At 65.4% G+C, this 12,359-nt stretch carries 13 protein-coding genes; 1 reads left to right on the top strand and 12 read right to left on the bottom strand.

Translation table 11 applies throughout. The features are described 5' to 3' along the window. Positions 1-311, top strand: a 311-nt coding sequence (locus BR47_RS0124475) for an ISL3 family transposase (protein ID WP_029121094.1), incomplete at its 5' end; no start/stop codon positions are given. A gap of 102 nt (positions 312-413) precedes the next feature. Here the strand turns inward: BR47_RS0124475 and BR47_RS0124470 are convergent. Genes BR47_RS0124470 through BR47_RS0124415 form a run of 12 tightly spaced genes read right to left on the bottom strand, consistent with a single transcriptional unit; the run spans position 414 to position 12,073 of the window. Further along, a complete protein-coding gene (locus BR47_RS0124470; RefSeq protein WP_081633582.1) occupies positions 414-1,076 on the bottom strand; it encodes a CAP domain-containing protein in 663 nt (220 codons plus the stop codon). Positions 1,077-1,092: 16 nt separating this feature from the next. Continuing rightward, complete coding sequence (locus tag BR47_RS0124465) at positions 1,093-1,458, bottom strand: DUF732 domain-containing protein (protein WP_051634979.1); 366 nt, start codon at positions 1,456-1,458, stop codon at positions 1,093-1,095. Positions 1,459-1,463: 5 nt separating this feature from the next. Further along, positions 1,464-2,105, bottom strand: coding sequence for a hypothetical protein (locus BR47_RS0124460; RefSeq protein WP_029121092.1), 642 nt, complete (start codon positions 2,103-2,105; stop codon positions 1,464-1,466). Then, a complete protein-coding gene (locus BR47_RS0124455; RefSeq protein ID WP_029121095.1) occupies positions 2,102-2,731 on the bottom strand; it encodes an Rv1363c family protein in 630 nt (209 codons plus the stop codon). Before BR47_RS0124455 ends, BR47_RS0124460 begins: the two co-directional genes overlap by 4 nt. Further along, positions 2,695-4,146 carry an MCE family protein gene (locus BR47_RS0124450; RefSeq protein ID WP_029121091.1) on the bottom strand — a complete coding sequence of 484 codons (1,452 nt, stop codon included), beginning with the start codon at positions 4,144-4,146 and terminating at the stop codon, positions 2,695-2,697. Before BR47_RS0124450 ends, BR47_RS0124455 begins: the two co-directional genes overlap by 37 nt. Continuing rightward, a complete protein-coding gene (locus tag BR47_RS0124445; protein WP_029121090.1) occupies positions 4,147-5,301 on the bottom strand; it encodes an MCE family protein in 1,155 nt (384 codons plus the stop codon). Then, positions 5,298-6,602, bottom strand: a complete 1,305-nt coding sequence (locus BR47_RS0124440) for an MCE family protein (RefSeq protein WP_081831386.1) — start codon at positions 6,600-6,602, stop codon at positions 5,298-5,300. The genes BR47_RS0124445 and BR47_RS0124440 overlap by 4 nt, the downstream gene beginning before the upstream one ends. Further along, positions 6,599-7,939: an MCE family protein gene (locus BR47_RS0124435; RefSeq protein WP_036427718.1), complete on the bottom strand. Its 1,341-nt coding sequence runs from the start codon at positions 7,937-7,939 to the stop codon at positions 6,599-6,601. The genes BR47_RS0124440 and BR47_RS0124435 overlap by 4 nt, the downstream gene beginning before the upstream one ends. Then, on the bottom strand, positions 7,936-8,961 hold the full coding sequence (locus BR47_RS0124430; RefSeq protein WP_020104272.1) for a virulence factor Mce family protein: 1,026 nt from the start codon (positions 8,959-8,961) through the stop codon (positions 7,936-7,938). Before BR47_RS0124430 ends, BR47_RS0124435 begins: the two co-directional genes overlap by 4 nt. Positions 8,962-9,000: 39 nt before the next feature. After that, on the bottom strand, positions 9,001-10,434 hold the full coding sequence (locus BR47_RS0124425; RefSeq protein WP_029121087.1) for an MCE family protein: 1,434 nt from the start codon (positions 10,432-10,434) through the stop codon (positions 9,001-9,003). Between the two features lie 3 nt (positions 10,435-10,437). Beyond that, positions 10,438-11,292: an ABC transporter permease gene (locus tag BR47_RS0124420; RefSeq protein ID WP_029121086.1), complete on the bottom strand. Its 855-nt coding sequence runs from the start codon at positions 11,290-11,292 to the stop codon at positions 10,438-10,440. A gap of 7 nt (positions 11,293-11,299) precedes the next feature. Further along, entirely contained in the window at positions 11,300-12,073 is a 774-nt protein-coding gene (locus tag BR47_RS0124415) for an MlaE family ABC transporter permease (protein ID WP_029105877.1), read from the bottom strand. Positions 12,074-12,359: the final 286 nt, after the last annotated feature.

Genomic DNA, 12,359 nt, shown 5'->3' with positions numbered 1-12,359 from the left:
AAGAGGCCCTGCGCACGATCTTCACACTGCCCACCGACCACGCCGCCGACGCCCTCGACCGCTGGATCTCATGGGCGCGGCGCTGTCGCATCGAATCGTTCGTCCTACTGCAACAACGCGTTACCCGTCACCGCACCCAGATACTGGCCGCCATCGAACATGGTCTGTCCAACGGACTCATCGAATCGGTCAACACCAAGATCCGGCTCATCACCCGCGTCGCCTACGGCTTCGCCACACCCGAGCCCCTGATCGCCCTGGCCATGCTCACCCTCGGAGGACACCGACCAGCGCTCCCCGGCCGACAATGACCCACACATACGTCAACAGAGCCACTTTCCTTGACGGTCAAGGAAAGTTGACGGCCCCAGATCGGATGTGCCACAGGAGAACCGATGAGCCCGAGCGCCCCGCTAGTTCGCCGGGTACGCCGGTGCCGGGAAGACGCCGCGCAGGATCCAGGGGAACCAGGTGAGGCCGTGCTCCAGCTCGTCGCTGCCGTCGTAGTCGGGACTCGGGTCGAAACCGTTGTTGCCGCCGCCCTCCTTCTCGTCACGGTGCGGCGGTTCGGGCAGCTGGCCGTACACGGCGACGACGACGGTGCGGTCGAGGCTGTTCTCGGACCACACGCCCATCTGGTTGTTGGCGCAGTTGGACATGATCTGCTTGATGACGGGATCGTAGTACCACTGGTTGATCAGCTCGACTCCGCTGATCGCGAGCGCCGGGTTGGTGGCCACCGTCTGCGCCACCGGACCGCCCCGGTAACCCGCCTGCTCGGCCCGCATCTGAGGCGTGGAGCCGTCAGATCCGATGTCGCCGTCCAGGTTCCGGTTGGCCATCATGTCCTTGGCCTGCCGCTCCGCGGCCTGCTGCAGCTGCGCATTGACCGCGATGTCGTTGGTGCATCCCGCCTGATGTTGCACGGTGTAGACGTTCGACACGACAGAATCGTTGAGCCGCTTGTTGTTCGGGATGAGGGTGTTGCCGTTGTCAGCGTGCGCGAGCGGTACGCAGAGCACGGCGCCCAGCGGCACGACCGCCAACACCGACAGCACCCATTGCCGACACCTCATGTTGGATTCCTTTTCGTCAGGGATGCACACCGGGCGGCGACTGGTAGTGGGCTGCAGAGTTTCTCAGCTGCCAGATCTGCCCGGGGCACAGTTCGTTGACGGCCTGCGCTATGAGGTAGGACGCCTGGTAGTCGTCGTCGGTGTTGAAATCGCCTCGTACGTCGCCCATCACCTGGGCGAACGGCCGACCGCCTGCCACCTTGTCGCAGATGCCGTAGCCGTAGCCGAGTGCCGCATCGGCATTGGGAAAGTTGTAACCGGGCCGCACCGTGACGCCGATCAGGTACGCAGTCGCGTCGGCATGGGCCGCCGCCGGCGCGAGCACCGCCGGTACCGATAGCGTCGCCGCGGCGAGAAACCCACATGTCCACCGTCGAATCATGGTGCTCACATCGGGTCGAATTGCGAGATGAGCCAATGCCCCTCGACCTTGTCGAGAGTCACACGCACGCTCGACGCGGTACTCGTCGGGGCGCTGTCGCCGATGATCATCGTCTGATCCACGAACAGCATCACGACCGCATGGTCGGGTGTCGCCTTGGTCCACGCGGCTGCCGGCACGGTGGCGACGGCCGAGATCTTCTTCTGCTTGGACCCGGGTATCACCACGTCACGGGTGAGCGACGTGTACGAGTTGAGGAAGTTGCCGGTCATGTACTTCTTGGCGGCTTCCAGATCCTTGTCGACCGTCTCGGGCTTGTACGACAGCAGCGCGATGGTGCCGTCGGTGGCCGCCTTCGTGGATTCCTTTTTCGCCGTGTCGGATTGGGCCAGCGACACGTCTTTCCACTGCAGGTAACCGGCTGCCCCGCCGAGAGCGAGGATGGCAGCGGGCAGCAGTCCGTAGACGGCAACGTTCGCCCACGCGACGCGGCGCCGCCCTGCGGCAGGCGCCGCGTCGGTGGTTTCTGCGGCAGTGGTTTTTGTGACACCGGCCTCGGCCGCTTCGTCCAGCTCATCGACCGAAGCTGTTGATTCAGCGGACTTTTCAGCGGCGACGTCGTGGCCGCGGGACTTCATCAGTTTCACGGCACAAACTCCACGTTCGACACCTTCATCACATCTCCGACTTTCTGCACCGCGATGCGCATCCGCCACTCGCGAGGTTCCTGCGCCTGCGCACCGACATTCGAGGTCTTGACGGCCACGGCGACCAGCACCTGCGCCGAATCACCGGCCTCCGATTCCAGCCCGGCCTCGGTGATCGAACCGGTGGACGTCGACTTCGCTTCCTTGACGACCTTGATGAAAGGTGCTGAGCGCTTGGCGAAGTCGTCGTAGAACTCCCCTGTCGCGCTGTCGAGGATGCGCTGCACGTCGGCGTCAGCCCGTTGCCAGTCGATGGTCGTCAGGTTCAGCGCACCCTGCCGGGCGGCCTGGACGATCTGGCTCTGCCGCTCGTCGACCGCCGTGGCGCGGTGCGTCCGCACCACCAACCACCCGACCAGTGCGCTCAGCGCCACGACCAAGACCAGCCCGACCACCGCCGCGATCCGGCGCACCGGCTTCGGCTTCGTGGGCTCGTCGGCAGGCGCATCCACGCTCTCCCCGTCGGCCTCATCCAGCTCGTCGATGCCATCGATGTCGGGGTCGAGGACGGCGACCCCGCCGCCGTCGGTCAGCTCCCCGGCTGCGGCGTCATCATGCTTTGCCATGTCTTCTCCTTCGGAGCCGTGTGGGCCAAATCGGCTTGGGTATAGGTCTTTCCGTCAGGGCCGATGTACGACCCGCCGGCCGGGTCGTACTCGGCCACGGCGACCGGAGGCGGTGGCGGCGCACCAGCCGACGGGGCCGTGCCCGGCCGCAGTTGCGGCACATCCTGCCCGGTCCAGGTGGCGTTGGGATCGCCCTTCCAGTTGTAGCCGTCGCCCAGCGGCACGTACGGCTCGTCGCTCTCGCACTGTTTGACGGTCGCGGCGCGCTTGCCGGGCACCGTCTCGCACGGCAGGTTCTTGGCACCACGCACGTTGAACATGCCGTCCTGCGGGGTCCGGCAGTACAGGTCGCCGGCCGGCAGCTCGGGGTAGTCCTCGAGTGCGGGATTGCGCATCTGCTGCGCCGGCAGGTACCCGGTGGTGCACGGCGGCGGCAGGTTGAGGTTCAGGTTGAAGCTCAGGTACGCGCCCTTGTATGCCTGCTTGGTGTCGCGGTTCGCCAACGTAACACCCTGCGCCGCTTCCGTTGTGCGGGGCAGCAGCACCAGGAGTTGCTCGAGGTTCGGCTGGTAGGTGATCGCCACCTTGTTGATGGACACGAGATTCTGAAGCAGGACCGGCAATGTCGGCTGCAGCCGGTTGAACAACTGGCCCATCTCGCCGAACGCCGGGCCGCCCTTGTCGAGCAGGGTGCCGACGGCCTTGTCCTGCGCCTGCAGTTCACCGGTCACCGTGGCGAGGTTCGACGCCCACGCCTGGATGGCACCCGAGGTGTTGTTCTGTGAATCGAGCACGGGTTTGACCTGATCGATCAGGCTCAGCAGCGGGTCGAGGTTCGCGCGTGCGTCGATGGCGAGCTGACTGCCGCCCTTGACGATGTGCGACAGCTCCGGCCCCAAACCACCGACGGCCGTGGCCGATTCGTCGATGACCGTCTTGAGATTGTCCTTGGGCACCGCCTGCAGACCCTTGGTCAGCGAGTCGATGACGGTGTTGATGTCCGGCGGCACCGAGGTGTGCGCCAGCGGGATGACGTCACCGTCCTTGAGCGGCCGAGAATTCGCGCTGCGCGGCGTCAGGGACACGAACTGTTCACCGATCGCCATCTGGCTGTGCACGTCGGCCTGCACGTCGGACGGGATGTCGGTGCCCGAGTTGAGCGACAGCTCCGCCTGCACCCCGGTGGGCGTCAGCCCGACGGACTGCACCCGGCCCACCACGGTGCCGCGGTAGGTGACGTTGCCGGTGGCATACAGGCCACCGGTCTCGGGCAGCTCCATCTTGACCACGTAGCGTCCGATACCGAACAGCTTGGCGGGCAACTGCATATAGATCAGGCTCATCATCGTCACCGCGACCAGGGCGACGAGGGCGAAGATCGCGAGCTGAATTCTCACGCGTTTGTCGAGATGCATTTACGGCCCCTGATCCCAGCGGTACGGAATGGTCAGCGGATTACCCGGGTTGTTCGGCCCGCCGGCGGTGCACGGGCTCGGGAACTGGCCGATGGTGCGGCCCCACTGCAGTTCCAGCTCGGTCAGGTCGCACTCCCAGCGGGTGCCGGTGAAGAACGCCTGATCGATGCGGCTGAGGGTGAGGTCGACGATCGCGGTGAGGTTCGCGTAGTCGCCGCGCTGCCACTTCTCGATGGTGTCGCTCGGGAACGGCACCGTGGGGATGAAGCTCAACGCCCGCGTCATGGCCGGCCCGGCGTTGGCGAGCTGTTCGAGCGTCGGCCCCAGATCACGTAATTCCTTGATCACGTTCTGTTTTGACCGGTCCACGGTGTCCGCAGCCAGCGCCGCGAACTTGCTCAACTTGTCGGCGGCCTTGACCAGGTTCTCCCGTTCACCGTTGAGCACCGCGAGCGCTTCGGGGACGGTGTCGATGGCCTTGTCCAGGACCGGCTGGCTCGCGGCCAGCTTGCCCACGACCACGTTCAGGCTCTCGGAAGCCGCGATGATGTCAGGAGTCTGATCCTTGACGTTCGCGGTGAACGTGTCGAGCTGCTTGATGAGGCTCCGCAGATCCTCGGCACGCCCGTGGAACGCCGTACTGAAGGCCTCGGTGATGTCCTGGACGTTGCCGATGCCACCGCCGTTGAGCACCATCGACACCGCTGACAGCGTCTGCTCGACCGACGGGAAACTGCCGCTACTCGCCAGCGGGATGACCGACCCCTGGTGCAACTGTCCTTGTGGCCGGCCGTCTTTGGGCGGCCCGAGCTCGATGTGCAGCGTGCCCAGCAGACTGGTCAGACCCAGTTTGATGGTCGAGTTGGCCGGTGCCTTCACATCTCCGTTGAGCCGCATGGTGACCAACGCGTGCCAGCCCTGTCGCTCGATCTTGGTGACGGTGCCGACCGTGACGTCGGAGACTCGCACCCGCGAATTCTCTTGCAGGTTGGTGACATCGGGCATCTGCGCCTGGATTTCGAAGGCTCCGGGTCCCCCACCCTCGGTGCCGGGCAGCGGCAGGCTGTTGGCGCCGCGCCATCCCGAGCAGCCGGCCGAGGCCAGCAGCGTCAGGACCGCGAGGGTGCAGCCGGCGGCGGTACGCAGGCGGCTCATGACCCACCGCCCGGCGGCGACATCATGCCGGCAAGGCCGGCGTTGGCGTCGGTGGCCACGGTCTGGGGGGCCGCCGGCGCGGGCGCCGCAGCCGCCTGCTGTGCCACGGGGGCAACGGGCCGCGACGGCGGCACATAGTCGGGACGCATCCAATCCTCGCTGTACGTAACCTCATTGGGCCGCGCTTGGGTACCGACGAACAAGTTCTCGCCCAGCGGCGGGAAGTTGTACTGCCGGTTCTTGACGATGGGCGCCAGATACTGCGCGCACAACTTCGACGACTGGTCTGCGCCGAGGCGCGACGCGGCCTGGATGGCGCCGCAGATGAAGCTGACCGGGTTGGCGAAGTTGTTGACCGCGAGGACGCCGGTCAGCGAACCGACCGCGGGCTCGTAGATGTTGTTCAGGTCCGCCAATGCCGTTGGCGCCACATGCAATACCTGCTTGATGTCGTCGAGGCTGCCCACGATCGCGCTGCTGACCGACGCCAGCTTGTCCGATGCCGTCCCGACGGCTTCTTTGTTGTCCGCGACGAAGGAGCGCACATCGTCGGCGACAGCACTCATGTCGTGCAGCGCCTGCCCGACCTTGCCCGGATCGTCGGCGAGCAATCCGGTCACCTCGGCCAGGTTGGTGTTGAGCCGTTCCAGCAAGCCGGTGCTGTCCTGCAGCGCGGACACCAGGATCGAGAGGTTCTTGAACGTCGAGAACAGGTCGTTACTGTGGTCGCCGAGGATCGAAACCGCCTGCGACAGGCGGATCACCGATTCCCGGATGCTGGCGCCCTGCCCCCGCAGATTGTCGGCAGCGGTATTGATGAAACCACCGAGCGTGCTGACCCCGCCGGGCTGATCAGGCTTGAGCAGATCGGCCACTCGCTGCAACTGGGTGCGGACCTGATCCCACTCCACCGGCACCGCGGTCCGATCGAGCGGGATCACCGCGCCGCCGCGCAGCGTCGGCCCGCCCCGGTACGGCGGGATCAGCTGAATTGCCCTGCCGGTCACCAGCTGTGGCGACAGGATCACGGCCTTGGCCTCGGCCGGCACCTTGTACTTGTCGTCGATCCAGAAGGTGACCTTGACCTTTTCGGGCCCCGGTTCGATCTTCTCGACCTTGCCGACCGGCACCCCTTGAATCAGGACGTCGTCGCCCTTGAACAACTGATTGGTGTTCTGGAAGTAACCCACCACTTCGTTGCGTGACGCGCGCTGGAACGCCTGCACCGCGAAGTAACCGCCGCCCACGACCAGGGCCACCGCGGCCGCGACGACTAGCAGGCGGGTAGACAGCTTGCTCATGGCTGTCCTCCTGGCGGCTCAACGGGATCCGACACGTGTACTGGCGGGGTCTTGGGTGGTTCCGGCATGGCGGTCTGCCCGGGCGCGAGCGCCGGCGGTCCGGGTGGCGGCCCACCCGGCGGCGGGGCCGGTTGCGTTTCGCGAAGCGGGTAGCAGCCCGGCCCGGGCAACGGGATTCCCGGTGGGCCACAAGCGGTATCGCCGGGCTTGCCGCTGATCGCGTCCGGAATGGTCAGTCGCGGGTCGCCGGCCTGACCCGTGCGCGGGAACGGCACCGGGAGCGGCGGGGTGCCCGGTTGCCCGGTCTGCGGATCCTGAAGCTGCGACGGCAGTTTCGTGTTCGGATCCACCCCGAGGTCCGAGAATGCGGCGTCGACGAACGGCTGCACGAACTGGCCCGGCAACAGGTTGACGATGTACGCCTTGAAGAACGGACCCGAGCTCACCGCATCGCCCAGTGCCAGAGCGTATTGACTCAGTCCCTTGACGGCCTGTTGCAGCCGCTCCTTGCGGTTGTCGAGCATCGCCACGACGCCGTTGAGCTTGTCCAGCGCCGGCCGCAGTTGCGTCTTGTTCTCCGCGATCAGCCCTTTGAGTTGCTGTGAGACCGACGACAGGCTGTTCCACAACCGGCTCACGGCGGCGCTCTGCGAACGCAGTTGCACCAGAAGCGCATTGGTGTTCTTGACCAGGCTCACCACCTGGTCGCTGCGCTTGGCCAGCACCGTCGTCGCCTTCGACGCGTTGTCCAGCAGGCTCCGCAGTTGCGCGTCGCGATCGCTCAGGGTCTTGGAGAATCGCGCGATACCGTTCACCGCGTCCCGCAGATCGGGGGCGGTGTTCGCGAAAGCCTCTGAGACGGTGGCCAACGAGTCCGACAGCTGATGAGTGTCCAGCCCGCTGATCGCGTTGGTCACATCACCGAGGGCGTCCGGCAACTGGTAGGCGGACACGGTCCGCTCGAGTGGAATGGTGCCCTTGAGGTCACCGTCGCCCTTGGGGACGACCTCGAGCATCTTGCTGCCCAACAGACCCTTGGTTTTGATGGCGGCTTCGGTGCGCTCCCCGAGGTGCACGTCGTCGTCGACGGTGAATTTGATCAGCACGCGCGGACCGTCGAGGTCGATGCTGGCGACCCGGCCCGCCGGAAAACCCGAGATGTCCACGGGCGCACCGGTGTGCAGTCCGCTGGCATCTTCGAAGTACCCGGAGTACGTGGTCGTGCCGCTGACGAACGGGATCTTCTGGAACAGCAGCGCGACCGTGGCGACCACCACGACAGCACTGATGCCTATCGCGCCCAGGGCGAAATGACTTCGCTCGGCAAAAGGTTTCATCTGGGTGTGCACCGTCCCGTGCTCTGTCCGGCCACCTTCACGTAAACCGGTTGTCCCCCTTTGCCGTTGAGCTTGAGCACCGCGTCGCAGAGGTAGAAGCTGAAGAAGTCGCCGTAGATGCCCTGCCGGGACAGCGCCTTGTACTTGTCCGGCAGGGTGTTGAGGAAGTTGTCGAAATAATCGTGGTCGGCCAGCACGATCCCCGCGGTGCGGTCCACTTCGTGCACCGTCTTGGCCAACGGCGGCCGGGCCTCGGTCAGCAGGCCGGCGATCGAATTGGCGGCCGCATCGGTGTAGGCCACGGCATTCGAGACATCGGTCTTGCGTTGCGCCAGGCGGTCGACCAACTGCGACAGTGACACCACGGCCTTGTCGAGCTTGTCGCTCTTGCCGCCGAAGGACGTCAGCACCGTGTTGAGATTGGTGACGACCTGCCCGATCAACTGATCGCGATCGGCCAGGGTGTTGGTGACCACCGCGGCCTGCGCCAGGAACGAGCCGATCGACGGACCCTGTCCCTGCAGCGCCTGGATCAGCTGTCCGCTCAGATCGTTGATCTTGTCGGGGCTCAGCGCAGAGAACAACGGGCGGAAGCCACCGATGACGGCATCGAGATCCAGTGCGGGCTGCGTGCGGTCGACAGGGATGGTGTCTCCCGGGTTGAGCTTCTTGGTGCCGCCGGCACCTTCCTCGAGAGCCAGGAACCGGTCACCGACGACGTTGTCGTACCGGATCACCGCGCGGCTGCCTTCGGTCAGTACGACGGAACTGTCGGCGGTGAATTCGACCGTCACCGTCGAATCGCGGTTGATCGACACGTCCTTCACCTGGCCGACCTCGACTCCTGCGATGCGAACGTGACTGTCCTTCTTCATGTTCGAGACGTTGACAAAGCGGGCGAAGTACGTGTGTCCCTCGTCGAATCGCAGGTCGGCGAAGACCGCCCAGAGGGCGACGGTGCCGAGCAGACATACCGACAGGAAGACCGACAGGCGCAGCAGCGTGCCTCTAAGGTTCTCCACGGCTTCCCTCCTGCCTCGATCGTTGGTTGGTCATCACGGTCAGTTCCCGCCCGCCTCGGCAGGCAACGCGGGCGCTTCCGCCGGCAGTGGCGGAGCCTCGGCGGGCGCCGGTGCCGATTGCGGTTGTGCGTCAGCGGGATTCGGCGGCGCGGGCGGCACACCCGGCCACAGCGGTACCCCACCGGGTCCGTACAGCGGTGCGCCGTACGGCGGCGCGCCGGGGTACGGGATCGGGCCGGGAGCTGGCCCGGGCAGGCACTGCCGGATGCTCGGCGTCTGAGGCACTGCGCGGGTGCTCTGGAACCACTGGCCCCAGCAGGGACTGCCGATGCCCGGGTTCGGCCGGATGTCGAGCCCGGTGCCCCATCCGGTGTTGGTGATCAGTTGCCGCACAGGGAAGTTCTTGGCCACGTCAGGCAACGAGCCACAGCCGGGTTTCCCGCCAGGTCCGCCCTTGGCCGCGTTGATCGGCAGGTTGTCGGGGAACACGTACGGGTTCTTGCCAGGCAGCAGCGTCGCGTCGAGGATCAGCGAGCGGCCGTCGGCCCCGCCGAACACGCCCCAGGCGCCGGTGTCGAGGAACTTCTTGGTGCCCTCCAGCCAGCACGTGTACCCGGGGCTGTACTTGAGCAGCAGACTCGTCGTGGGTTCCAACCCGTTGATCGCGTCGACGAGGTTGTCCCGGTTCGGACCCAGCAGATCCGTTCCGGCCTCGGAGAATCCGATGACGTTCATCAGCAGACTGTCGAGTGCCTTGGCCTTGCCCGTCACCGTGCTGCTGGTGGTACTGGCGGCGTTGAGGATCTTCACGATGTTGTCGGCGGCCGCACCGTAGGTGTCACTGAACTGCTTGAACGACCGCCAGTCGTCACGAATCTTGTCCGAGCGCGAGTTGAGCGCCGTCAGCACCTCGTTGAGATCGGTTGTGGCCTGGCCCATTCGCTCACCCTGGCCACGGACGCCTTCAGCAACAGCGCTCAGCACCGAGTTCAGTTTCGCCGGGTCGACCATGTCGAGCAGGTTGACGATGTTCTCGAAGACGGTGTCGACCTCGGTGGTGGTGTGCACGGATTTGAGCACCGCGCCGGCGGCCAGCCGGCTGCCGCTGGGCGACGAGGGATAGACCAGGTCGACGAACTTGGCGCCGAACGCCGTCGTAACACTCACCTGCGCACCGACATTGGCGGGGATGTACTTCACCTGGTCCGGGTCCAGCTTGAGCTGCAGGGTCGCCCCCGAATTGCTCACGTCGATCTGGCTGACCCGGCCCACCAACACGCCGCGCATCTTGACCTTGGCGTTGGTCTCCAGCACCAGACCCGCACGGTCCGCCATGACCGTCACGGGCACATAGGATTTCGCGGCGCCGGTGAAGATGACCGTGGTCACCACCATGAACAGCACCACAGCCGTGATCAGGATCAGGGCCCACCATGAGTTCGAGATCCGGCGATCTCCCTTGCGCGCTTCCACCGGCTAACCCGCCATGTTGAAGTTGCCGGACTGGCCGTAGATGGCCAGTGAGATGAACACGATCTCGACGGCCGCGATCACCATCGACAGGCGCACCGCACGGCCGACCGCCTCGCCGACGCCGGCCGGACCACCGGAGGCGGCGAACCCGAAGTAGGTGTGCACCAACATGATCACGATGGTGATGGCGACGCATTGGACGAACGACCAGATGAGGTCGGTCGGGTTGAGGAACGTGTTGAAGTAGTGGTCGTACACACCCGCGCCCTGCCCGTAGACGGTGGTGGTGCCCATGCGCGCGGCGAAGAACGCCATCATGACCGCGACGCAGTACAGCGGGATCACCACAACCACGGCAGCCAGCACCCGGGTGGACGCGAGGTAGGTGATGCTGCGGATGCCGATCACCTCGAGCGCGTCGATCTCTTCGTTGATCCGCATGGCGCCGATCTGCGCGGTGGCGCCGGCGCCGATGGTGGCCGACAGCGCGACAGCCGTGGTCGCCGGCACGATCATCCGGACGTTGAGGAACGCCGACGCGAACCCGGTGAGGGCCTCGAAGCCGACGGATGAGAACTGGTTGTAGCCCTGGATCGCCACGAGGGCACCCGTCGTCATCGTCAGGAAGCCGACGATCGCGACGGTGCCACCGACGACGACGAGCGCGCCGGTGCCCAATCCTGTTGCGGCGATGAGCCGTAGCAGCTCCGCGCGATAGTTGACGACCGCATCGGGAATCGAGCCGATGGCGTGCGAATAGAACGCGCCCTGTTCACCGATACGGTTCCAGCGCGCGGCCGAGCTCTTGGTCAGTTTGTCGAGCCGCGGGAACCTGCGGCTGGGGACGTCGACAGTCATTTCTCCCTCACGACACCGTGTACTGGATCGCGACCGCGGTCACGATGACGTTGATCGCGAACAGCACCATGAAGGTGAAGACCACGGTCTCGTTGACGGCGTTCCCCACACCCGCGGGGCCGCCGCGCACGGAAGTGCCCTTGTAGCAAGCGATCAGGCCGGCGGCCATGCCGAACAGCGTCGCCTTGATGAGTGCGACGATGATGTCCCCGGGACCGGTGAGCAGGTTCAGGCCGCCGACGAAGGCACCGGGCGAGACGTGCTGCACCGTGGTGCAGAACAGGAACGCACCGGTCAGGCCGACGAGGATCACCGTGGCCGACAGCGCCAGCGCCACCGTGGTGGCGGCCAACACGCGCGGCACCACAAGCGAACGAATGGGGTTGATGCCCATCACCCGCAACGCGTCGAGTTCTTCGCGGATGGTCCGCGCCCCGAGGTCGGCGCACATCGCCGTCGCGCCCGCGCCCGACACCACCAGCACCGTGACGATGGGGCCGATCTGGTTGACCGTGCCGATCGCCGCGCCGGTGCCGGAGAAGTCGGCTGCGCCGAATTCGGTCAGCAGAATGTTGAACGTGAATGTCAGCAGCACCGCGAACGGCATCGTGAGCAGCAGCGCGGGCAGGACGGACACGCGCGCCACGAACCACGTCTGCATGACGTATTCATGCCATGCGAACGGCGGCTGAAACATTTGCACGAAAGTGTCGAACGTCATGGCGAAGAAGCCGCCCAGTGAAGTAACCGGCTTAGCCGCAGTGCGAGCAATCGCTACCATTTGTCGCCCGCACTTTCCAACCGTTGCGCCGAATTCACTACGGATGGTCGATAAGCGATCGCTGCGGCCAACATGGGTGGAGACGCTATCAATGCAGCTCAGCCGCCAACCACCTCTAGATGGAGGGATTCACGGCTGTGATTTGTCCCCCATCAGGGTGATAGGCGTGTTTCAGATCACACCCCATACACGGAATGGGAATTCCGCAGCAATAGCACAGTTAAGCCATATCAGAAGATTGCTGAATTCGCATCCGAACGAGAATTCCGACCGGATTGTTAATTCA

This window comes from Mycobacterium sp. UNC410CL29Cvi84 (genome assembly GCF_000686745.1).
Lineage (GTDB): Bacteria > Actinomycetota > Actinomycetes > Mycobacteriales > Mycobacteriaceae > Mycobacterium > Mycobacterium mucogenicum_B.
Note: the sequence above shows the minus strand (reverse complement) of the source record. Positions and strands in the feature narration are given on the sequence as shown.